The organism is Promicromonospora sp. NPDC057138, assembly GCF_042670845.1.
Lineage (GTDB): Bacteria > Actinomycetota > Actinomycetes > Actinomycetales > Cellulomonadaceae > Promicromonospora.
Map to the genome: position 1 here is coordinate 1 of NZ_JBHUUX010000051.1, position 21409 is coordinate 21409.

The following is a 21409-nucleotide window of genomic DNA, read 5'->3' on the forward strand; positions in this document are numbered from 1 at the left end:
GCGCTCGGTAGACGGTGTCTACCGAGCGCAACACACCCCGCCGTACATCTGTTTCCCCTGAAGGCCGGACGTGGGTCGGGCGTGGCCGTCAGGACGTCAGGGAGGTCGACCAGTAGTAGTAGTCGTAATCCACAGTTCGCAGGTCGTCGCTGTAGACGGCCCGACCTGCCCCCGGCGACGTTCGGAGGCTCGTACCCAGGCTGTTCGTGAAACTCCCGAGGGTCTTGTATTCGTAGTCGTAGTCGAACCGCCAGCGCTGTCCAGGGGCGCCGGAGTCACAGGTGGAGCTCGTCCACACCGCGTTCGCGTTCGCGGACCCGGACTCGGTGTCCGTCATCAGGCAGCGGCCGCTGATACGGCTGGCCAGCATCCGGCGACCGCCGGAGTCGGCAGTCCCGATCCAATACCAGTCCTGCGACGGGTCGCCGCTCACGCAGGCGGTTTCGAAGACCGAGCCGGACGCCGTTGACTCGAGGCAGCCACGGACCGCGTTGTCGAACGACCAGTACGTCGTCGCCGCCGAGGCCGTGGGGGTCAGGGGCGAGAGGCCGAGAGCGACCACAAGCCCGGCGCCGAGAGCCGCCGCGGTACTTGCGCGCAGGACCTTGTTTAGATTCATCGTGATGTGCATCGAAGATGCCTTTCGGTTCGTGACCAGGTGCGATGCACCGTACCGTACGGACCCGCGCGACGGCAGCGCGTTACGGCCGACGGAACAACGCGCTAGGGCCGGCTGAACATTCGGTGTCGAGGACGACGAGCCTTCGAGGGCGGCACGAACGTGCCGCCCTCGAAGGTCCGTGCCGGTCAGGCGGTGCCGGTGACGGCGCTGCCGCTACGGGTGACCGTGTACTCCAGGGTCTGGCCGCTCCGGAAGTGGAACGTCAGGGACACGGGCTCGCCGTCCTTGAGGCTGTCCAGGTATCGCTTGGTCAGCGTGATCGTCCCGGCCTTGTAGTCCGGCCTGAAGTTGTCCCAGAACTCCGGGAACGTCGTCCAGCTGTGGAACCCGGCCCCGGTGCCGTCGTCGTACACCGACTCCATGGTGTCGAGCTGGTCGCCGTTGAACGTCGTGGGGATCACCAGCGACTCGTTGGTGCCGGTGGCGCCCTCGACGGCAGGGTCCTCGGAGGTGATCACGTGGAGCTTCCACGGCTTGCCGCCGGAGAAGACGACCTGCAGCTCCGCGCTCGATCCGATCTCCCGGTCGCCGAGGACGCTCTTCAGCAGCTTTGCCTTGAGCGTGAGCTTGCTGCCGGACCGGGTGTAGTCCCGGCCGGACTGCAGCGTGGTGTTCCCGAACTTCAGCGGATCATCGCCGCCCAGACGATCGACTCCACCATCGCGGAACTGATCGACAGCAAGTCCGGGCTTGCCGCCAGGGCACTGGACGGGGCGGGTGACGACGATGTCGCATCATCCACCGACGTCCAGCTCGAAGCTCTTGTCACGCTCCTCACCGACGCGCTGGCCGCCGAAGGCAGTGCCTGAACCGACACCATTGCTCGGGTACTCCGGTCCTCCGGCGCTGGCTCACGCTCAATAGGCTCCAGACGGCCGTAACCTCCGTGGGTTACGGCCGTCTGGAACCTGGGGACCTCAGGCGCAGGACACCAGGACTCGGGTCAGAAGGTGCTGGGGTCGAACGGGATGTCGGACGGCTTGGCCCTGCTCAGCTCGGTCCCGTACCTGCCGTCCTGCAGCGGGAAGTTGGCGTCGCCCCACGAGGACCCGTTGAGCGTGTTGCGCAGGCCGGCATCGAGCCGGTCCCAGCTGACCAGTGCGGGCTCGTCCCAACCACCGTTGCCCCAGGCCTCCGGCACCTCACCGGACTTGGCGAACCGCATGATGTGCGTGAGGCCGCCGTCCTTGTGGTAGACCGCCTTGACGCGCACGCCGTTCTTCTCCGAGATGTCGCTCCATCGCTTGGTCTCGTACTGGCCGTGGCGGGACACGGAGATGTAGGACGGCGTTGCCGCGCCCTGCGGAACCCAGACCACTACGCCTTCCCAGTCATGGCGGTGTGACGTCGGGGTGCAGCCGGCGCAGCTCATGTCCTTCTCGAAGTACAGGGCGTAGACGATCGCGCACCAGCAGTTGTTGCACGTGGCTCGCGAGTAGGTGTTGGCGTTGCCGAGGTGGCCGCTCTGGCACTGGCCGGTGACGGGACCGCTGTCGTCGAGGCCGCCGTTGAGCCGGCCGCTGCTGTCGATCGCGGCTGCGGGAAAGCAGCTGTCGCTGTCGTAGTCGAAGAGCGGCTGGAAGGTCCGCTGGAACTCCGTGGCGTTCGGCGGCAGCGGGTTCAGCACGGCAGCGGAGGCGACGGTCGGCATGCTGAGGACCAGCAGGGCCGTGCCGATCATGGCCAGGAAGGTCCTGGCGAGGCGAGATGACGTTCTTGAGCTCACTGCAGCAAACATGATGGGTTCTCCGAATCAGTTGCACTGCGTCCGAGACTTCTTACCGGGCCTGCCGACGCTGGCAGTCGGTGCTGTCTGACGGTTTGTCAGGACATGACGTCCTAATGTCAAGACAACGTACACGGGGTGAAAGTCCCTGTTATCCCCCGGCTTTGTGTCACATGCGGGCGCGCAGCACGTCGATCTCGCAGCCCGGCGCGGCCGGGTCGAAGCCGTGCTCGACCAGCCAGCGGATGGCCAGCAGGCTGCGCAGCGACCACCACGCGCGGATCACGTCGGCATCGACGTCGGTGCCGTATCCGCACGGCAGCGCCCGCAGCGGCCCACGCGGCCGGCGACGCGGGCGACGGCTCGCCGAGGCGGCCGAGCGCGGCACCGGGGACGGCGGCGAGCGCGAGCACCGGCGGCTTGCGCCAGAGGATCTCCGGGGTCGGGATCGGTGCCAGGGTCATTGCCTCGACCTCGATGTCGGTGCGCGTCTGGTCGCCGTCGATCTTCAGGAACACGTCGCCGACGCGCAGGGTGGCGCACGCTTGATGGGCGACTACGACCTTCACCTCTTCCATGCCAGTCATGATCGCGTGGAGCCGCGGGCGGAGTCACCGGATTTGTTCGCGAGCGGCTGCGCGGCAGGCTGCGTCGCACCGAACTGGTCACCGAAGCGCTTCGATGACGCCCTTCGGCGATCGCTCGCGCCCGGGCTTGCCCGGCGAGACCCAACAGGCAGACCTCAGGGGTTGCGCGCTTTCAGACAGAAGCCATATCGTGTTGAAGCGCTTCGAGGGAATGGCCCCGTCGAAGCGGACACACCCGTGCGCAACGAAGAGCACACTGTGAACTGGCCCCCTTGGAAGAAGCTCGTCGCACCAGCGGCAGGGCCGGCACTGGCGCCGAGCCTCACCGCCCTTGCATGAGTCCAACAAGCAGCTCTTTCGAGGCCGCTGCGGCCCGATCGAGCCTCGACGAAAGGAGCAGCGATGCCTCTTGTCAGACGAGCACCTCTCAGACTGCTGACCACGTGTCTTGTCGCCGCGATGCTGGCGGTCGGCCTGTCCGCCACCGGCTGGACGACACGGGCTTCGGCCGACACCGTGACACCGCTGAACGCGTCGCAGATCGTCGCCGACATGGGCGCCGGCTGGAACCTGGGAAACAGCTTGGAAGCCAATTCCAACGGGTACCCGAGCGAGACCGCATGGAACAACCCGACCGTGACCCAGGCTCTGATCGACACGGTGCACGCGGCAGGGTTCAAGACGATCCGGATCCCGGTGTCCTATATGAACGCCATCGGGGCCGGCCCGAACTACACGATCGACGCTGCCTGGCTGAACAGAGTCCAACAAGTTGTCGACTACGCCTACAACCGGGGCATGTACGTGGTGATCAACATGCACGGCGACGGCTCCCGCGGCACCGGCTCCTGGCTCCTCTGTGACTCGTCCGATCAGACGACGATCAGGGCCGAGTATCAGAAGGCATGGCAACAGATCGCCACCAGGTTCCAGAACTACGACCAGCATCTGATCCTCGAGTCGATGAACGAAGAGTTCGACGGGCAGTACGGAGATCCCACTCAGCCGTGCTATTCGAACATCAACAGCTACAACCAGATCTTCGTCGACACCGTGCGGCAGGCCGGCGGAAACAACAGCTCGAGATGGCTGCTCGTCCCGGGCTGGAACACGAACATCGACTACACCGTGGGGGACTACGGCTTCGTGATCCCGACGGACAGCCACCGATCTCCGTCCATTCCCAGCAACGAGCAGCGGATCATGATCTCCGTCCACTACTACTCTCCATGGGACTTTGCTGGAGAGGAGAACGGCACCATCACCCAGTGGGGTGCTGGCGCGACCGATCCGTCGAAGACGTCCACCTGGGGGCAGGAGGACTACGTGGACTCGCAGCTGAAGAGCACCTACGACGCCTTCGTCACGCGTGGTTACCCGGTCGTCGTCGGCGAGTACGGCGCGATCGACAAGTCGTCGCACGACTCGGCGAACAGCCGGTACCGCGAGGACTTCGCGCGCGCCCTGGTGGCCACCGCCAAGAAGTACGGCGCCAGCACCATCTACTGGGACAACGGCTGGAACGGGCAGTACGGGTTCGGGCTGTTCGACCGATCCAACAACTCGGTGACCCAGCCGGGCCTCGTCAATGCCATCATGAGCGGCCTGGCAGCACGGACCAAAGGCGGCGGCCACCAGCGACCGACCGTCCGATAGGGCCGGCCCGATAGGCACTGACGACTGCGGCCTCTGGTCCGGGGCGGCACCGCGATGCGGTGCCGCCCCTGCCTTGCGCCAACCCATTCCTGCAAGAAGGACAGGTCCGGCCGCCGTCGGTCAGACCGTGAGCAGCCCGCCGCGGCGGGCGAGTCCGCGCGCGTGCGAGCGGGCGCGGGTGTGGTCGCGAACGACCAGCTCGTGCAGCAGCTCACGGACGACCCTCGAGTTGTGGACCCACTCGGAGGAGACCCGCTCGGCCTCCAGCAGGACCAGCGCCGCGGACTCGTCCTCCCCACGTCGCAGGAGACCGCGGGCCATCGAGATCAGCGCGGCCGCCCTGCGCTCGACGCTCGGCACGTTGTTGTTCAGGTCGAGGTTGGCGGACAGCTCGGCGACATCATCCAGTCGCCCGAGCGCGGCGCTGATCGCCATGGCATAGAGGTCGACGTTCCCGACACCGAACTTGGTCCATGGGTCGCTGTAGCCCGGCCCGAGCGCATCCGCCGTGTCCTGCGCGACGCGGTGCAACGCCCAGGCCCGCCCGTCCTGAGCGGAGTGCGCAGCGCCGACCGCCGCTGCCAGGTGCAGCGTCCCGTACGCGCCCAGGAGGTCCTTGGGTGGGTCCGCCGGGTCGATGCGTGCCTGGAGCTCGTCGGCGGAGACCAGGCAGATCCGGGTCGCCTCGTCGTGGTGACCGGCGTTCCGGTACGTGCCTGACAACGCCCAGCCGGACAGGGCGATGAGGTACGGGTCATCCGCCGCGCGTGCAATGTGGGCGGCGCGGTCCGACACCACCCAGGCCAGGTCTCCGGACGGGACATGGTGCAGCCACTGTCGCGCGATCTGGTAGGCACCCGCCAGGGTGCGAGCGCCGAGCGCCTGGTCCGCCGACGTCGTGTGAGCGGCGTGAGCGTCGGCCACGAGCGCGGGAAGGACCGCGCCGACCTCTTGGTGCGCTGACGGCGACTCGTGCCAGGTCCTCCAGGCCTCGTCGACGCGGGCCGCCACACCGGCCAGGTCGGGCGCCGGGTCGACGACCGGGATCGGTCCGGCCGAGCGCATGACGACCTCGCGCAGCGCGGTCACGGTATCGGCCTGCGAGGGGCCGGTGCCGGGAGTCAGGGTGGCCACGGGCCTGCCGATCAGGTCATCGAGGGTGCAGCCGACCACCGACGCGATCCGGACCAGGTCGGGGAGCCGCTCGGCGTGCCGGCGGCCCTGCTCCACCGCGGAGATCCACTGCACGGACCGGCCGATGCGCTCGGCGAGCGAGAGCTGCGTCATGCCGACGGCACGACGGCGGGCGGCGATCGCCGCTCCCACGCCACGCAACAGGTCCGCATCTCCTGCCATATTCAACAGTAGGTCGGCCGTGGGGCAACGAAGGTAACGAAAAGAGCCTCAAATTGCTACACCTGTAGCAGCCCGCACCTCCCCGGAGCCCCTAGCGTGGCGTGGAAGCGCAACCACGGCCATGTGGAAGCGCAACCACGGCTGAGCAAGGGAAGCAAGAACCATGTGGGAAGTGACAGCACACCGCGTCACCACGAACGGCGAATTCGAGATGCCGACCGTCTACCTCAACGGACGGGTGTACGACATCCGGAACAACCGCGACGCTCGTACCGCGGCCAGCTATCTTTTCGGCTCGGGCATCCGCTTCGAGGTTCGCGCGATCGGCGCCGGCTCGTGAACGCGCCAAGGCCGGTCGCCGTCGGACACGTCTACGGTGCCGATGACCGTTTGGTGAAGTGCCAGCGTGCGGCGGTGACCCGGTATGTCGAGGCCGAGGGCCTGGCCCTGGCGGACGTGCTGCACGATCACCGTGACCGGCTGACGACCAGCCAGGTTGTGGACGCCGCCCGTCAGCTCGGCGCCGCTGTGGTGGTTCTCCTCAGCAGGTCCGGGCTCGCCGGCGCCTTCACGCGCCTGGCCTCGGAGCTCGAGCAGTACGGCATCCGATGCGTGCTCTTGGGAGCGATCCCACGGCCGACGCTGCCCGGACGGCTCAGATCGTGCTCGAGGACAGCCGGGGCGGAGCCGGCTTCCTCATGAACACCACACCCATGAACGCCTGGACGCCGAGCCTGGTGGCGCTGGACATCGACGGCACGCTGATGGACCCCAGCGGGCACATCAGCGGCGAGGTGCACCGGGCGATCGACCTGGCCCGCGCCGCTGGACATCACCTGGTCCTGGCGACCGGCCGGTCGCTGGCAGGTCTCCTGCCCGTCGCCGCCCGGCTCGGGCTCACCGACGGATACGCGGTGGCGTCCAACGGTGCGCTCGTCATCCGCCTCGACCCTGAGGCACCGGACGGGTACCGGTACGTGAGCGCGGGGATGTTCGATCCCGCCTCTGTGATCCGTCGCGCGACACGGCTCGCACCGGATGTCTGCGTGGCGGTCGAAGAACCCAGCTGGGGATGGCGGGTCAGCGGGCCGTTCGACCCGGACGCCCTCCCCGGTGAGCACAAGCGCACCTCTGTCACGGACCTGAGCGGGGCACACGCCCTCCGGGTAGTGCTGTGCGGTTCCGGGATCAGGCGTCATCTGGACGCGTTGCGCACAACCGGGATGACGGTCACGGCGGCCGGTCCGGACTGGCTCGACGTCACCGGCGTCGGCGTCTCGAAAGCCACGGCCCTGGAGTTCCTCCGGGCGAACCTGGAGGTCCCCCACCACGCTACGGTCGCGGTCGGCGACGGGGCCGACGACGTCGAAACCCTGATCTGGGCCGCCCGTGGCGTCGCGATGGGTCAGGCGTCCGCGACCGTTCGCTGGGTCGCCGACGAGGTCACCGGGACGATCGCCGAGAACGGCGCCGCGACCGTGCTGGCCTCCCTGGTCAGCCCGGGACACTAGCCCGCGCCGACCGGGGCACGAGCGATGTCGTCGATGTCGGCCGGGCGTACTCGGCAGCATCCGCCCACGATCCGCGCCCCGTCGCAGGGGGCGCAGCAGTTACACCAAGAGCGCCGACCGCCTCAGGCGGCTCGGTGTCGAACTATGAGGAGAGACATGAAGGCATTCTGGAAGATCGGCCTGGCGGCGGGTGTCGCGCTGCTGTTCGCCTGGCTCTGCGCCCCCTCGGCTCAGGCCATCGCGGGCACCAGCGTCCACTTCGGCATTCTGGGCGAGGGCGTTTCCGCCTCGGTCGTCCTGCACAACACGTCGAACAGCGGGTCTCACTACGACCAGACGTACGGGACCACGCGGAATGGCGTCCGCACGACCTGTCCCCCGAACGCCAACTACCGGCTGCAAATCCCGTGGGAAGGGAGTACTCGACTTCTGGACCCGGGCGCGTGCCGGACGTGGAGCACCACGGGGCCGAAGACGGTCGGCGTGTTCAAGGCCGACCCCACGCCCATGCCCGACCCCACGCCCACGCCCGACCCCACGCCCACGCCCGACCCCACGCCCACGCCCGACCCCACGCCCACGCCCCCTCCGCCGCCCAGCGGCGAGTGGCCTGACGCCTCGAACACGGGGTACTCCGGATCGCTCACCACGCGCTCTGGTTACCGCGTGACGACGGCTGGCGCCGTCCTGGAGAACCAGCACTTCACCTCTACCCTGGTCATCGCCGCCGCGAATGTGACGGTGCGCAACTGCCGGGTCGACGCCGAGTTCTTCGGGATCGAAGTCGAGTCCGGCGGCGACGGGCTGACCGTGGAGAACTGCACCATCACTGGTGGTGGGGACTCGGGCATCGCGTCTACCCAGGCGGACGACGTCACCATCCAGCGCAACAACATCTCCGGCGGTGCGGACGGCATGAAGATCGCCGGGACGGACGTCCTCGTTGAGGACAACTACATCCACGATCTTGCCGGTTGCCCTTCGTGCCACAACGACGGCATCCAGAGCTACGGCAATGGAACCCGGCTGGTGTTCCGCCACAACTACATCGCGGCGCGCGACACCAGCGCCCTCGCGATGTTCCAGGGGCAGCACACGTGGAATGACGTTCTCGTGGAGAACAACTACCTCACCGGGGCTGGTTACCTTCTGTACGCCCCCGGAACCAGCGGTACCACTATCCGGGTCTTGGGCAATACGTTCGGCACCTGGGGCTGGGGTCCCGTGTCTGACTGGGTGAGCAAGCCCGGCAATGTGTGGTCCGGCAATGTGACCACTTCCGGCGCACCTGTCAATCCGTAAGGAGTTGGCGGATTCAATCGGTGGTTGCAACACCGGTTGTGTCGGCCAAGAGTAGTTTGCTCATTGCTTCGTAGGGTGTGTGCCAGTCCAGGACCTTGCGGGGTCGTTCGTTCATCACCAGGGCGACGTCCGCGAGGTCCTGGGCTGTGTGGACCCTCAGGTCGGTGCCCTTGGGGAAGTGCTGACGCAGCAGCCCGTTGGTGTTCTCGTTCGTGCCGCGTTGCCAGGGTGAGTGCGGGTCGCAGAACCACAGGTCCAGGTCCGGGACGATCTGGATGCCGGCGAACGGCGTCATCTCTCGTCTTTGGTCCCAGGTCAGCGAGCTGCGCAGGTGGGCGGGTAGCTGGGTGATCTGTTCGCGCATCGCGGCGGCGACCCGCTGCGCGCCGTGTCCGTCGGGCAGGTGCAGCAGCATCAGGTACCGCGTCTGACGTTCGACCAGGGTCCCGATCGCGGACCCGTTGCGGGTGCCGGTGATCAGGTCGCCTTCCCAGTGCCCGGGCACCGCCCGGTCGGTGACCTCGGCCGGCCGGGCACTGATCAAGACCTCGGGCGTCAACGCGTGCGGGCGCCCGGCCTGGCTGGCCCGGGTGATCGCCTGGGGGCGGCGGACCGCGCGCCCAGTGCGCAACGCGGTATGCAGCTCCTTGCGCAGTGGCTGGCGTTCGTCGTCGGCCTCGCCTCCGTCGACGTCGAAGCCCTGATCTGGGCCGCCCGTGGCGTCGCGATGGGTCAGGCGTCCGCGACCGTTCGTTGGGTCGCCGACGAGGTCACCGGGACGATCACCGAGGACGGCGCCGCGACCGTGCTGGCCTCGCTGGCCAGCCCGAGACTAGCTCGCGCCGACCACGGCACGCGCGATGTCGTCGATGTCGGCCGGGCGTACCCGGCAGCATCCGCCCACGATCCGCGCCCCGTCGGCGACCCACTGTTGCGCTTGCCGCGCGGAGTGCTGCGACGTGCCCACCCAGGTGCGCCGCTGGGCGTCCCAATCCTCGCCGCTGTTCGGGTAGACGATCACCGGCTTCCCGGTGACGTCGCGGGCGGTCGCGATCGCCGCCGACACGTCGGAGGGAGCGCAGCAGTTGACGCCCACCGCAACGACTTCGGCCACATCCCCTGCGAGCGCGAATGCCTCGGCCAGCGGTTGCCCGGCGCGGGTGCGGTCGCCGTCGATGCTGTAGGTCAGCCACACGGGGATACCGATCCCGGAGATCGCGGTCATGAGCGCTTCGGCCTCGTCCATGTCCGGGATGGTCTCGAGCGCAAGCAGGTCCGGCCCCGCGTCGGCCAGGACCTCCAGGCGGGGCCGATGCCACGCTGCCAGGTCGGCCACGCTCAGCCCGTAGCGGCCTCGGTACTCCGACCCGTCGGCGAGCGCCGCGCCGTAGGGGCCGACCGACGCCGCCACCCAGCGCTCCCGCCCGTCCCCGGCCATCTCATCGCGGGCAGCCTGGGCCAGCTCGACACTGCGCCGCAGGAGCCGCACGGCGTCGTCCCGACCGATGCCGCGCGCCGCGAACGCGTCGAACGACGCCTGGTAGCTCGCCGTCGTCGCGATCACGGCCCCGGCCCGAAAGAACGCCAGGTGAGCGGCCTTGATCTCGCTGGGGGCGTCGAGCAGCAACCGCGCCGACCACAAATGGTCTGAGAGATCATGCCCGCGCGCCTCGAGCTCGGTCGCCAGGCCGCCATCGGTGATCAGGACAGGGCCGTTCGGTTCGAGGAACACCACGACGTGACTCTAGTCCCCGCGCGCTCCCACACTCAGCGCAACGTCGGCCCTTCCACGTCCACGGGCCCGGGTGCGACGGGGTGCTCGATCTGCAGGTTGAGGGTGCTGCGCGAGGTCGGGATCACAGCGAGCTGGGCCCCGCTGCCGCTCGTGTCGATGGCGCGCACGTGCAGGTGCCCGTCCTTGAGGCGGATCGCGAACTGGTCGGCCCCGGCGACGAAGCGCACCTCGCTGTCGTCAGTGATCACGGTGGGGCCTGTGGGCAAGGTCTTCGGCATGGGTACAGCATGCCTGGCGCGGCGAGCGGGGCCCGTCGACGCCCACCGTATGACACGAGTGGTCCCTGCCTACCTGAGCAGCTGGTCTGCGGCGACCGACAGCCGCACCTCGTCGCCGGCGACCCCTGCGATCTGGGCCTGCGCCTGCTCGCTCAGACCTGTCGACCACGTCCTCGCCCTTGTCGGCACTTCTTGTGCCGCGTCCTCTCAACTCGCGGGCCGATTCCACCGTGTCACCTGGGGCGTTCGCTCGCACCACGCACCGCGGCCGCGGAGCCCACACCGGCGATGCTGGCGCACCTCAAAGTGCCTTTTGTAAGGCCTGTCTCACTCACTCATGATGTTGTTACGCACTACTAGTGAGGTGAGGCGAAGATGGTTGAGCAACTGACCCATCCCGAAGGGTCGAAGGTCGTCATCGAGATGTGGGCGGACTTGGGCTGCCCCTGGTGCTACGTCGGCAAGCACCGGCTGCAGGCCGCGATCGCGCAACGTCCGGACGCAGATCGGTTCGAGATCGTCATGCGGTCGTTCGAGCTGGACCCGGGCGCACCGACGGAGCCGGAGAAGAACGAGACGAGCTACATCCGGACTCACGGCGGCACAGCCGCCCACGTCCACCAGGCCGAGCGCCAGATGCAGGTGATCGCACGCAAGGAGGGGCTCGAGTACACGCCGGACCGCATGAACGCCAACACGTTCGACCTGCACCGTGTGGTCCAGTACGCCAACGAGCAGGGCCGCGGGTCCGAGTTCTTCTCCACCGTCCAGGATGGCTTCTTCACCGGCGTCCTCGACATCCACGCCCCGGACGCCCTCGCATGGGTCGCGGAACTGGTCGGGCTGGACGGGCGGCGAGTCCGCGAGATCCTCGCGAGCGACGAGTACGCCGACCGCGTGCGCGCCGACCGCGACGAGGCGACCCGGCTGGGTGCGGGCGGCGTCCCGTTCGTCGTCGTCGACCGCAAGGTGGGCGCCCGGGGCGCACAGAAGGTCCCTGCCTACGGCCGGTTGCTGGACCAGGTGGCCGGGCCGGTGGCGAGTGAGCGTGCCTCGTGAGCGACGCAAAGGACGAGCTCCAGATCGTGGCCGAAACCCCCAGCGGGTGGTGCGATCCGGTGACCGGGACGTGCTACATCGACACCGGCGATGAGGCAGCGACCGCCCCCAAACCACTTCTTGAAGGGAACCTAGACATGTCGTACCTGCTCCACATCGACTCCTCGTCGCTCGCTGAGGCCTCGATCTCCCGCCAGGTCGCCCAGTCCTTCCGCGAAGGCTGGGACGGCAAGGTCGTCTACCGTGACCTCGCCGCAGCGCCCGTGCCCCATCTCAATGCTGCCGGCATCACAGCCCGCATCACCGATCCCGCCCAGCACACCTACGAGCAGGCTGCCGAAGCCGCGTTGCAGGACGAGCTCATCGAGGAGTTCCTCGGCGCCAGCGCCTACCTGTTCACGGTGCCGATGTACAACTTGTCGATGCCGTCGGTGTTCAAGGCCTGGCTCGACCAGGTCATGGTCTTCGGTCGCACCTTCAAGCCAGCCCCGGCTGCCGGACGGCCGGCGGTGCTGATCTCCGCCCGAGGCGGCAGCTACGCTCCCGGCGCCCCCAACCACGGCCTCGACTACGTCGTGCCCGCGACTGAGGCGGTGCTCGGACGACCGGATCAGCTGGGGCTCGATGTCGCCACCGTGGTCCCCGAGCTGACCATGGCACCCCACTCACCGACCCTGGCGGAGCTTCTCCCGAAGCACGAGGCATCCATGACCGACGCTCACGACCGTGCCCGTCAGCTCGCCGCGACGATGGCCACCGCTGCCGCCGCCTGACATCCCGCAGGTCTGCGACCAAGCGGTCCTGGTGCGGTCGCGGAGATCCGCCGAGGTTGAGGTGTGGCAAGCCTGCCGTCGTCAACTCCTCGATCGCACCAGTGACCATCGCATGCGAAACATTGCTGCCTACGGCGACACGGAGCCTTGAGCCACAGCCTGGTCGAGCGAGGTCGGACATGACTGCGCGTCCGGGTACGTAGCGAGATGGATCAGCAGGTCGAGCCGACGCCCCGCATCCTGCAACACGGCGGTCTTCGCTTGGATCTGGGCACGCTCGTCGACCAAGCGAGTCAACAGCTCCGGGCCGACCCGGCGGGCATCGATGGCGGGCAGGAGAGTCACGATCAGACGACTACCGAGGCCGGCCGTGTAGAGCTCCTGGATGAGCCGCACACGATCCGCGGCCGACTCCTCGTAGACACGTTGACCGCTGGTCGTGCGCTGGGAACGCAGCAGGCCCTGCTCCTCGTAGTAACGCAGGGCGCGCGTGCTGACTCCGGCCTTGTCGGCCAGCTCCCCGATGCGCATCGTGACTCCTCTCACTCGTGGCGGCGCCCAAAGGGACTTGCCCTTGACGTCAACGTCAAGTCCTAGCGTAAGCGGCGCACGGGAGGCGTGGACCTCCCCCACGAAGGGAATCATCATGGACATTGCCGGATCCACCGCTCTCGTGACCGGTGCCAATCGCGGAATCGGTCGGCGCTTCGTCGACGAGCTGCTGGCTCGGGGCGCCAAGACGGTCTACGCCGCCGCTCGTCGCCCAGAGCTGGTCGACGCCTCCGACCCGCGGATCAGGCCGCTTCACCTTGACCTGCTGGACGAGAGATCGATCGCGGATGCCGCCGAAGCGGCGCAGGACGTCGCACTCTTGGTCAACAACGCGGGAATCGCGACCGGAGCGCAGCTTCTGACCGACGACCTGGACAAGGTCCGGCAGGACCTGGAAACTCACCTGTTCGGAACGCTCCGGGTCATCCGCGCCTTCACCCCCCACCTCACCGCCAACGGAACCGGAGCGATCGTGAACGTCCTGTCCGTGCTGTCATGGGTCGCCACCCCTCAAGGATCGGGCTCCTACTCCGTGGCGAAGGCCGCCGAGTGGAACATGACCAACGGCGTACGCGTCGAGCTCGCGGCTCAGGACATCCTCGTCCAGGGGGTGCACCTGGGTGCCGCCGACACGGACATGATGGCGGGACGCGATGCCCCGAAGATCGACCCGGTCGATGTGGCACGAGCCAGCCTGGACGGCGTTCAGGCCGGGGCCATCGAGGTGCTGGTCGACGACTCCAGCCGCTTCGTCAAGGCCGCTCTCTCGGCTGACCCCGCGCAGCTCTACGGCGTGCCGTCCGGGATCTGAGCCATCCCGCCAGATGCGCGCGACGCACCGGCGGGGGCCAGGTAGTCGAGACCACCGCCAGCGCCCTGTACCGATACTTGACCGGCAGACCTCAGAGATCGGGGTTCCGCAGCGGCCGAGGCTAAGGTTGTCGATGTGACCGCAACTGTCGCTGCCGGACGTCTCACCCCCGCCCCGCAGCCGCCCCCGGAAGACGGGCGAGCAGGGACACGCTCCTGACCCCGTAGATGTCTGTGGCGCTGCGGGCCCGCCTGGAGATGAACTGGTAGTTGTTCGTCCGGACCTCCCGCACGGAGAAGCCCGCCGCCGCGATCGCGCCCTGGTACACCTCCTCCTGGGTCGCGCCTCCGATGCACGAGGCCCACAGATCGATGTCGCAGACGATCTGTTCGGTAAAGGGCCGCTCGGTCACGATGTCGGCGAGGGCCAGGCGGCCGCCGGGCCGAAGCACGCGTGCGGCCTCGGCGAAGACCCGCGGCTTGTCCGGCGCGAGGTTGATGACGCCGTTGGAGATGACGACGTCGAACGTCTCGTCGGGGAACGGGAGCTCGTCGATGTGCCCGAGCGTGAAGTCGACAGTGAGGAAGCCTCCCTCGGTGCGGAGCCGCTCGGCCTTGTCGAGCTGGGCCGCCGTCATGTCGATCCCGGTCACGCGTCCGTGCCCGCCGACGGCCAGAGCCGTGGCGAAGCTGTCCATGCCGGACCCGGAGCCGAGGTCGAGCACCCTGTCGCCGTCCTGGAAGCCGGCGAGATCGAGGAAGTATCCGACACCGGCGAACGACTCGACCGCCCCGGACGGGACCCGATCGAGGATCGAGGACGGATAGCCGAGGCGCTCGGCCAGCGAGCGTCCCATCTCGAAGTGGTAGTGGCCGCCGGGGTTCTCGGCCACGGCCTGGTACATGGCCTTGACCTTGTCCTCCAGCCCGCGGCGGTCGACCGTGACGGTGGTCATGAGCTCACCAGCTCGGTCCGGTGGCCGACGACCTCGAGGGTGCTGACCACGGGGGTCGGGTTGGCGAGCACGTCCCGTACGGGTGAGGTGTCCTGGACGTACCGGAAGAGCTCCTCGAGGTCCTCCGCCGGGGTGTTCGGGCTCGACACTCGCGCCCGGGCCCGGATCTCCGTGAATCCCGCCCGGGGGCCGTCGAGACCGAGGAACCGCCGCACGTCGAAGTCGCCCTCGATCTCGTACTCCATCGAGGAGATCTCGATCCCGCGGGCCGCGGCGTTGGCGACGTAGCCGACGGAGTAGCAGAAGGCGAGTGCCTGCAGCAGCAGCTCGACGGCGTTCGGGCCGGCGTTCTCGCCCAGCAGCACCGGCGGCTCGTCGCCCTCCAGGACGAACGCCCGCGTGCGGGTGGTGTCCTCCGCTCCGGCGTGGATGAACCGCCCGATCTCCCCCGTGCTGTGGGTGCCCTGCTCCCACACGCTCCTGGCCCGCCACGTGAACGCGGCCAGCCCCTCGTCGTCCTTGATCGCGTTGATCGTTCCCATGAGCTGGTCGACGTCGATCCCGTTGCGCACTGTGCCGGTGGCCATGGCAACGCACCTCCTTGTGCCGGTTGCGGTCCTGGTGACCGCATCTATTGACGACGCTAGGAGCGGTGCGTTCCTCCGGCGTTCCTCGCCGGAGGCGGTGACCGAGCGGGGCGGACGACGTCGGGGCGCGTCAGGCGGCCGCGGCCAGCCGGCACCGCTCGGCGTCGAGACGCTGCCCGGCCCGGTCGAAGGTGGCCGCCGCCCGCTCGAGCAGCCGGGCCGCTGCGTCGGCGTCGCCCTCCGCGGCCGCGACGGCGGACCGCGCCTCCAGCACCGCCGCGTGCCATGCGCCACCCGTCCAGTGGGCCGACACCTCCTCGGCCCGCCGCAGGTAGCCGCGGGCCCGGTCCAGATCGTTCGTCCGGGCGGCAGCCATCGCCGCGGCGACGAAGAAGCCCATGGCGCAGGGCTCGCACAGCAGCTGGTCGCTCATCTGGGCCTCGGCCCGGTCGACTACCGTCATCGCCCGACGGGGATCCCGCTGCGCCTGCACCATGGTGCCGTACACCTTTCCGAGGAGATGCCGCTCCAGGGTCGAACCCTGCGCGGCCCGCTCGGCCTCCTCCAGGAGCGTCATCGCCCGCTGCGCGTCGCCGGCGGCGAGGGCCGTCTCGGCCAGCCGCTGGAGCGAGAGGGCCTGCCCCGCCGACGCCGCGACGACCTCGTGCAGGTGAGCCGCTCGCTCCAGGTGGTCCAGCGCCTCGTCCAGCCTGCCGCTGAGGAGCTCGGCCTCGCCCAGCAGGCACGTCGCGAAGGCCTCCCCACGCCCGGCGCCACTGCGCACGGCCGTGGCCCGCAGGTCGGAGGCGAAGTCGATCACGTCGTCGTAGGGCTGTTGCCCGTACAGGAGGTACTCGGCCAGGCACAGATGAGCGTCGAAGACGCTGCCGGCGACGGCCTCGGGGCGCCGCGCCGTGTCGGTCAGCTCGTAGCGGACCCGCTCCCGCCACTGGCCGCGGCTGTGCGCGACCAGGCCGAGGAGCTCGCTCGCCTCGCCCAGGCCGGCCGCGTGCCCGGCCGCCATCGCGAGGTCGCGCGCCGCCCAGGCCGCCTGCTCGGCTGCGTCGACCGACCCACCCGCCCACGTCACGAGCCCGCGTACCACCGCGGCGGCGATCTGGTCCTCCGCGGTGACGGGCTGCACGTGATCCACCGTGTGCCCGGCCCCCTCGATGTCCCCCGTCGCGAGCTGGGCGCGTGCCTTCATGAGTGACAGCCGGGGGCGGGACTCGGCCGGCGCGGTTGCCACCGCGACGTCGTACGCGGTGACCGCGGCCGGGTCGCCCGTGACGTAGAGCAGGTCGGCGCGGAGCGCGAGCAGCCGGGCGAGGTCCTCGGCGACGGTCGCCCGCGCGCTCGCATCGGTCGCGAAGCGGAGGGCGTCCGCGTAGGCGCCGAGGGAGGCTGCCTGCACCGCTGCCTTTTCCAGCCACGGGAGGGAGGCGTCCGCCTGGCCGGCCTCGGCAAGGTGGTGGGCCACGCGTGCGGGGTCGGAACCCGTCACGCCGAGCCGCTCCGCCATCTCGGCGTGGATCCGCCGCCGCCGGTGGCGCGGGAGCGAACGCTCCAGCGCGCGTCTCAGGAGGGTGTGCCGGAACCGGTACCCGGTCCCGTGCTCGTCGATGACGCCCGCGAGGATCGCCTCGTCGAGGTACCCGAAGGCCGTGACGTCATCGATGCCGACGACGGCGGTGAACTCGTCCGCGGTGAACCGGTCCCCGGTGACCGCCACCCGCTGCAAGGCCTCGCGGACCGGCTGGGCCACGCGTTCGAGCCGGACCGTGAGCACCTCGTAGAGGCGATCGGGGATCGTGATGCTCCCGTCGGCGTCGGTGGCGGCGGCCAGCTCCTCGCAGTAGAACGGGTTCCCCTCACCCAGCTGCCAGATCGACTCGACCGTCGCCTTCGACGCGCGGCCGGCCGACGCCGCCAAGACCAGCTTCGCCACCTCGTCCGGAGCGAGCCGGCCGAGCCGCAGGTCCGTGCAGCGAGGCCCGGCGAGCAGCGTCGACCGGAGGACGGCGAGCTCCGGCACCAGAGTCTCCGAACGCTGGCTGAGCACGAGCAGGACCGGGTGGTACGGCGCGATCCGGCCGAGGTAGGTGAGGAGCTGGAGCGAGGAGTCGTCGGCGAGGTGCACGTCCTCGAGGACGAGCAGCAGGCCGTGCTCGGCCGCGGCGGCGGTCACGGTCCGGGCAACCGAGGAGAACATGCGCTGCCGCTCGACCCCGGGCGTCGACGCCTCCAGCCACGGCAGCCCCGATGCTTCGCCGGCGGGCATGACGAGCCGCTCCCTCGCGTCCTGCCCGAGCGCATCCCCGAGGCCGGGCTGCTCGGCGAAGGCGGCGTCAAGGGTCGTCAGGATCGCCGCGAACGGCGACGACGCTTCCTCCGCGGCACCGACGACGACGGCCGCGCCGTCGGCCCGTGCCACCCGGGCCAGCTCCTCGCAGAGCCGGGTCTTGCCGATCCCCGCCTCACCGGAGACCAGGACGACCCCGCCGCGGCCGTCCCGGGCCTCGTCCCACCGGCCGAGCGCGCGCTCGATCTCCGTCTCGCGGCCGACCAGTGGCGTCGGGGCGACCGGGAGCGCCGGCGGCGCCTTCTTGATCTCGCTCCACAGGGCGATCGTCTCCGGGCTGGGCCGCACACCGAGCTCACGGAGGAGCAGGTCCTGGAGCCGGTCGAACGCCCGCACGGCTGCGTGCCGGTTCCCGCGCTCCAACCACATCCGCATCAGGCCGCGGTGCGCCTCCTCGTCCAGCGGCTCCTCCTCGGCCAGTCGTTCCCACATCCCCAGTCGCCGCAGCCCCTCCAGATGCTTCAGGCGCAGGCGCTCGCGAGGCCCGGCGGCCCACTCCGCGTACGGGTCGTCGGGCAGCAGATCGCCTGCGTAGAGCCCGAGCGCGGCACGCCAGGCGGCGTCGTCCTGGGTTCTGGCGGCGGCGTCGGCGGCACGTTCGAACTCCTCGGCGTCGACCTCGAGGTCACCCCCAGGGGCGAGAGCGACGGCGCGGTCGCTCAGCACGACGGCGTCGGCGGCCCCCAGGACGGCCCGGGCGAAGTGCGCGGCCTTGCGCAGGTTCGCGGCACCCGCCTGCGGGGACAGGTCCGGCCAAAGGAGGTCGATCACCTGGTCGGTGGCAAGCCGGTGGTTTCGTGCCAGGGCGAGGATCTTGACCAGCTCGAGCGCGCGACGGTGCCGCCACGCGCCGCCCGGTATCTCCCGTCCGCGCACTGTGACGCCAAATCTGCCAAGCAGGGCCACGCTGCACCGCACCTTCGAAGCGTAGCTCTGCGCGTACCTGGCGCTGGGTCGCGCCAGACCCGGTAGATGCCCACGGCCCGGCCGCGCCACGCGGGGTGGGCGACGTCGCCGATCACCGCCAGCTGGAGGGGACCGCCCGTGGACGGGCGGTTCACGCCCCAGCCTGCAACGGGCGGCCGGTAGCTGCGGCCCAGTCATCGGACCCGCCGGAGAGGACGCGGACATTGGAGTGTCCGGCGTGCTCGAGGATGCTGGCCGCGCTCATGGCGCGTTCGCCGTGACCGCACATCACTACCAGTGGCCCGCCGGGCACTTCGGTGACCCGGCCGGGTAGCGCTCCGAGTTCGAGGTTGCGGGCTCCGGGCACGTGGCCGCCGGTGAATTCCGTGCCCTGACGGACGTCGAGCACGGCAACGTCCGGCTCGTCGGCCAGCTGCCGGACGTCGATCAGGGCAGTGGTGGTCGGCTGTCCGGCCTGGGTCCACGCCGCCATGCCTCCGGCAAGCTCCCCGGCCAGGGTGTCGAAGCCGATGTTGGCGGCGCCCCAGACGACGTCCTCCACGTCCTGGTCGGGGTCCCGGACGATGATCACCGGCCGGTCGGGGTCGGCCAGCCACCCCAGCCAGGTGGAGAAGACTGGGCGCAGCGTGATCGAGAGCGAGCCGGGGACGTGGCCGGCGCCGAAGTCGGCGGCTTCCCGCACGTCGACGACCTGCGCGTCCGCATCGATCAGTTCCCGCACCTGCTCGACGGAGAGGGGCTCCAGCGGTGGCGTGCTGCCAAGGACGGTCGGGCCATGGTGGTTGATCGCTCCTAGGCGCAGGAAGTAGTCGGGGAAGGTGCCCAGCGATCCCAGGAGGGCATCGACGAATGTGTCCTCGTCCGGGACCTGGAGTAGCGGGTTGGTGGTTCGTTCCTGACCGATCGTGCTCACCCGCAGCCCGCCGGTGGCGGACGAGCAGAAGGAACCGGCACCGTGGGTGGGCCACACCGGGGTCTCGTCGGGCAGCTCCATCAGTCGTTGCAGCGAGTGGTATTGCGCCCGTGCGAGCGGCACCGTCTGGTCCGGACTGATCAGATCGGTGCGCCCGGCGGTACCGACCATCAGCGAACCTCCCGTGAACACCCCCGCGACCCGTTCGCCGTCCAGCAGCAGGTAGGACAGGTGCTCGGGGGAGTGCCCGGGCGTGTGTATCGCCTGCAGAGTCAACGCGCCGACCGCCACGGTGTCCCCGTCGCTCAACCCGGTGACCTGGAAGCCCCGCGGCCCGATCTCGGGAGCCAGCACGCTCGCGCCCTCGACGCCGGCCAGTTCCCGGACCCCGGAGATGAAGTCGGCGTGCAGGTGGGTCTCCACTGCCCAGGTGATGTGCAGCCCGCGCCGGTGAGCCACGGCGCGGACCTGCCGCAGGTCCCGCTCGGGGTCGACCACCACGGCGCGCCCGTCGCCGATGTCGAGCAGGTAGGTCGAGTTGCCCAGCCCTTCATCGATGACCGGGATCAGGTCGAACCAGCCCATCGCCACTCACCACTCCCTCGTTCCGAGGTTGCCGAGCACCGGGGACACGGACGGCCGGCTAGCTGGCCGATCGTCTTGTCCGCCAAACGCTGGGCGACTGTCCATTGGCCTGCTTGAACGCTCGGCTGAACGCTTCCTCGGACTCATACTCGATGCGCCTGGCGATCGCGGCGACCGTCATTTCGGTGGTGGCGAGCAGGTCCTGAGCGATGCGCATGCGCCACTCGTTGACGTAGCGGATCGGCGACAGGCCAAGGACCTCGCGGAAGCGAGCGTCGAGCGATGACCGCGAGACAGCCGTTTCCCTGGCGAGGTCCTCGACGGTCCACCGGCGTCCAGGTTGCCCGTGGATGGCCTTCATCGCGGGGGCGAGCACTGGGTCACGCACGGCCGCGAGCCAGCCCCGGTCAGCCCCGGGCGCGGTCGACAGGTAGAGGCGCAGCACCTCGATGATCAGCATCTCGGGCAGCTTCGTCCGTCTGATCCCCCCGCTACCGGGAGCTTGCTCGAGGGCGTAGGCGATGCTGGCGTCGAACCACGATCGCGCAGGGCCGTCCGTAGCACGTACGACGAACGCGTGAGGGAATGCCTTCAAGTCAGGGTCGAACAGCGGGTCCTCGGAGTAGAGGCACCCGCACACGATGTCCGTCCGGGAGCCGCCCTCGCCGTGGCGGAGCGTCGGCATCTCGTGCCAGGGCGGCGGGGGGACGACGGTCATGACCGACGCGGGCTCGACCGGGTCCTCACCACCGACAAGGAATTGGTCGCCGTACGGGAGCACGATCACTTCGCCGGCGTTGGCCCAGGTGCGCTCGCCGTCGGGGGTCGAAACCCAGCAGCGCCCCGATGCCACGACGTGGAACAGGACCAGGCGCTCGGCGCCCGGATGCATCATCGCGGCGAACATGGGGCCACCCAGGTCGGACAACGCCCAGCGTTCGGTGAACTCGCAGCGCATGAAGAGGGCGCCCTCGAGGCGGATGCGCTCGAGCGCGTCGTTCAGCGGCTCGACGGGAGCGCTTGCGCCCTCGGTCATCGCCCGACCAACTTCG

At 69.4% G+C, this 21409-nt stretch carries 21 protein-coding genes and 5 pseudogenes; 10 read left to right on the forward strand and 16 right to left on the reverse strand.

All coding sequences use genetic code 11. The features are described 5' to 3' along the window. Nucleotides 1-88: 88 nt before the first annotated feature. From ACFT2C_RS21765 to ACFT2C_RS21775, 3 genes and pseudogenes are all read right to left on the reverse strand, one after another. Complete coding sequence (locus ACFT2C_RS21765; protein WP_377209172.1) at nucleotides 89-631, reverse strand: hypothetical protein; 543 nt, start codon at nucleotides 629-631, stop codon at nucleotides 89-91. A gap of 176 nt (nucleotides 632-807) precedes the next feature. Then, the gene (locus ACFT2C_RS21770) at nucleotides 808-1140 is read right to left on the reverse strand and encodes a hypothetical protein (protein ID WP_377209173.1); all 333 of its coding nucleotides are present in this window, start codon (nucleotides 1138-1140) and stop codon (nucleotides 808-810) included. A 57-nt stretch (nucleotides 1141-1197) separates the two neighbouring features. Next, nucleotides 1198-1326: pseudogene (locus tag ACFT2C_RS21775) on the reverse strand (hypothetical protein); the annotation flags it as partial. Between ACFT2C_RS21775 and ACFT2C_RS21780 the strand changes: the two are divergent. Next, nucleotides 1309-1491 (forward strand): annotated as a pseudogene (locus ACFT2C_RS21780) (hypothetical protein); the annotation flags it as partial. The pseudogenes ACFT2C_RS21775 and ACFT2C_RS21780 sit on opposite strands and share 18 nt — an antisense overlap. Nucleotides 1492-1625: 134 nt before the next feature. Here ACFT2C_RS21780 and ACFT2C_RS21785 read toward each other — a convergent pair. Together ACFT2C_RS21785 and ACFT2C_RS21790 are read right to left on the reverse strand one after the other, a co-directional pair. Beyond that, the gene (locus tag ACFT2C_RS21785) at nucleotides 1626-2363 is read right to left on the reverse strand and encodes an NPP1 family protein (protein WP_377209174.1); all 738 of its coding nucleotides are present in this window, start codon (nucleotides 2361-2363) and stop codon (nucleotides 1626-1628) included. A gap of 214 nt (nucleotides 2364-2577) precedes the next feature. Beyond that, nucleotides 2578-2796 (reverse strand): hypothetical protein, encoded by a 219-nt coding sequence (locus tag ACFT2C_RS21790; protein WP_377209175.1) that lies wholly within the window; start codon nucleotides 2794-2796, stop codon nucleotides 2578-2580. 601 nt (nucleotides 2797-3397) lie between these two features. Here ACFT2C_RS21790 and ACFT2C_RS21795 point away from each other — a divergent pair. Next, nucleotides 3398-4651, forward strand: a complete 1254-nt coding sequence (locus ACFT2C_RS21795; RefSeq protein ID WP_377209176.1) for a glycoside hydrolase family 5 protein — start codon at nucleotides 3398-3400, stop codon at nucleotides 4649-4651. Nucleotides 4652-4771: 120 nt separating this feature from the next. Here the strand turns inward: ACFT2C_RS21795 and ACFT2C_RS21800 are convergent, their stop codons facing one another. Further along, nucleotides 4772-6007 carry a helix-turn-helix transcriptional regulator gene (locus ACFT2C_RS21800; protein ID WP_377209177.1) on the reverse strand — a complete coding sequence of 412 codons (1236 nt, stop codon included), beginning with the start codon at nucleotides 6005-6007 and terminating at the stop codon, nucleotides 4772-4774. Nucleotides 6008-6179: 172 nt separating this feature from the next. Between ACFT2C_RS21800 and ACFT2C_RS21805 the strand changes: the two genes are divergently transcribed. From ACFT2C_RS21805 to ACFT2C_RS21815, 3 genes are all read left to right on the forward strand, one after another. Next, nucleotides 6180-6347, forward strand: coding sequence for a hypothetical protein (locus tag ACFT2C_RS21805; protein WP_377209178.1), 168 nt, complete (start codon nucleotides 6180-6182; stop codon nucleotides 6345-6347). A gap of 74 nt (nucleotides 6348-6421) precedes the next feature. Beyond that, a complete protein-coding gene (locus ACFT2C_RS21810) occupies nucleotides 6422-6709 on the forward strand; it encodes a hypothetical protein (RefSeq protein ID WP_377209179.1) in 288 nt (95 codons plus the stop codon). Continuing rightward, complete coding sequence (locus ACFT2C_RS21815) at nucleotides 6706-7518, forward strand: HAD family hydrolase (RefSeq protein ID WP_377209180.1); 813 nt, start codon at nucleotides 6706-6708, stop codon at nucleotides 7516-7518. Before ACFT2C_RS21810 ends, ACFT2C_RS21815 begins: the two co-directional genes overlap by 4 nt. Here the strand turns inward: ACFT2C_RS21815 and ACFT2C_RS21820 are convergent. Continuing rightward, nucleotides 7515-7595 (reverse strand): annotated as a pseudogene (locus ACFT2C_RS21820) (homocysteine S-methyltransferase family protein); the annotation flags it as partial. The gene ACFT2C_RS21815 and the pseudogene ACFT2C_RS21820 overlap by 4 nt on opposite strands. A 79-nt stretch (nucleotides 7596-7674) precedes the next feature. Here ACFT2C_RS21820 and ACFT2C_RS21825 point away from each other — a divergent pair. Next, complete coding sequence (locus ACFT2C_RS21825) at nucleotides 7675-8820, forward strand: right-handed parallel beta-helix repeat-containing protein (protein WP_377209181.1); 1146 nt, start codon at nucleotides 7675-7677, stop codon at nucleotides 8818-8820. 13 nt (nucleotides 8821-8833) lie between these two features. On the opposite strand, the pseudogene ACFT2C_RS21830 reads toward ACFT2C_RS21825, so the two are convergent. Continuing rightward, nucleotides 8834-9484, reverse strand: a pseudogene (locus ACFT2C_RS21830) (IS30 family transposase); the annotation flags it as partial. Between ACFT2C_RS21830 and ACFT2C_RS21835 the strand changes: the two are divergent. Then, nucleotides 9458-9619: pseudogene (locus tag ACFT2C_RS21835) on the forward strand (HAD hydrolase family protein); the annotation flags it as partial. The pseudogenes ACFT2C_RS21830 and ACFT2C_RS21835 overlap by 27 nt on opposite strands. Before the next feature lie 33 nt (nucleotides 9620-9652). On the opposite strand, the gene mmuM reads toward ACFT2C_RS21835, so the two are convergent. Next, nucleotides 9653-10555: a homocysteine S-methyltransferase gene (gene mmuM / locus ACFT2C_RS21840; RefSeq protein ID WP_377209182.1), complete on the reverse strand. Its 903-nt coding sequence runs from the start codon at nucleotides 10553-10555 to the stop codon at nucleotides 9653-9655. A gap of 32 nt (nucleotides 10556-10587) precedes the next feature. Further along, nucleotides 10588-10833: a hypothetical protein gene (locus ACFT2C_RS21845; RefSeq protein WP_377209183.1), complete on the reverse strand. Its 246-nt coding sequence runs from the start codon at nucleotides 10831-10833 to the stop codon at nucleotides 10588-10590. Nucleotides 10834-11208: 375 nt separating this feature from the next. Between ACFT2C_RS21845 and ACFT2C_RS21850 the strand changes: the two genes are divergently transcribed. Next, entirely contained in the window at nucleotides 11209-11892 is a 684-nt protein-coding gene (locus ACFT2C_RS21850) for a DsbA family oxidoreductase (RefSeq protein WP_377209184.1), read from the forward strand. A gap of 137 nt (nucleotides 11893-12029) precedes the next feature. Next, complete coding sequence (locus tag ACFT2C_RS21855; protein WP_377209185.1) at nucleotides 12030-12665, forward strand: FMN-dependent NADH-azoreductase; 636 nt, start codon at nucleotides 12030-12032, stop codon at nucleotides 12663-12665. Between the two features lie 129 nt (nucleotides 12666-12794). Here ACFT2C_RS21855 and ACFT2C_RS21860 read toward each other — a convergent pair whose 3' ends face one another. Beyond that, complete coding sequence (locus ACFT2C_RS21860) at nucleotides 12795-13196, reverse strand: MerR family transcriptional regulator (protein WP_377209186.1); 402 nt, start codon at nucleotides 13194-13196, stop codon at nucleotides 12795-12797. Between the two features lie 115 nt (nucleotides 13197-13311). Between ACFT2C_RS21860 and ACFT2C_RS21865 the strand changes: the two genes are divergently transcribed. Further along, nucleotides 13312-14028 (forward strand): SDR family oxidoreductase, encoded by a 717-nt coding sequence (locus ACFT2C_RS21865; RefSeq protein WP_377209187.1) that lies wholly within the window; start codon nucleotides 13312-13314, stop codon nucleotides 14026-14028. A gap of 163 nt (nucleotides 14029-14191) precedes the next feature. Here the strand turns inward: ACFT2C_RS21865 and ACFT2C_RS21870 are convergent, their stop codons facing one another. The 5 genes from ACFT2C_RS21870 to ACFT2C_RS21890 form a co-directional block, all read right to left on the reverse strand. Further along, the gene (locus tag ACFT2C_RS21870) at nucleotides 14192-14983 is read right to left on the reverse strand and encodes a methyltransferase domain-containing protein (RefSeq protein ID WP_377209188.1); all 792 of its coding nucleotides are present in this window, start codon (nucleotides 14981-14983) and stop codon (nucleotides 14192-14194) included. Beyond that, nucleotides 14980-15570, reverse strand: coding sequence for an OsmC family protein (locus ACFT2C_RS21875; protein WP_377209189.1), 591 nt, complete (start codon nucleotides 15568-15570; stop codon nucleotides 14980-14982). The genes ACFT2C_RS21870 and ACFT2C_RS21875 overlap by 4 nt, the downstream gene beginning before the upstream one ends. A 130-nt stretch (nucleotides 15571-15700) precedes the next feature. Continuing rightward, on the reverse strand, nucleotides 15701-18808 hold the full coding sequence (locus tag ACFT2C_RS21880) for an ATP-binding protein (protein WP_377209190.1): 3108 nt from the start codon (nucleotides 18806-18808) through the stop codon (nucleotides 15701-15703). 181 nt (nucleotides 18809-18989) lie between these two features. Continuing rightward, nucleotides 18990-20357 carry a rhodanese-like domain-containing protein gene (locus ACFT2C_RS21885; RefSeq protein ID WP_377209191.1) on the reverse strand — a complete coding sequence of 456 codons (1368 nt, stop codon included), beginning with the start codon at nucleotides 20355-20357 and terminating at the stop codon, nucleotides 18990-18992. Nucleotides 20358-20415: 58 nt separating this feature from the next. Then, complete coding sequence (locus tag ACFT2C_RS21890) at nucleotides 20416-21393, reverse strand: AraC family transcriptional regulator (RefSeq protein WP_377209192.1); 978 nt, start codon at nucleotides 21391-21393, stop codon at nucleotides 20416-20418. Between the last annotated feature and the right edge of the window lie 16 nt (nucleotides 21394-21409).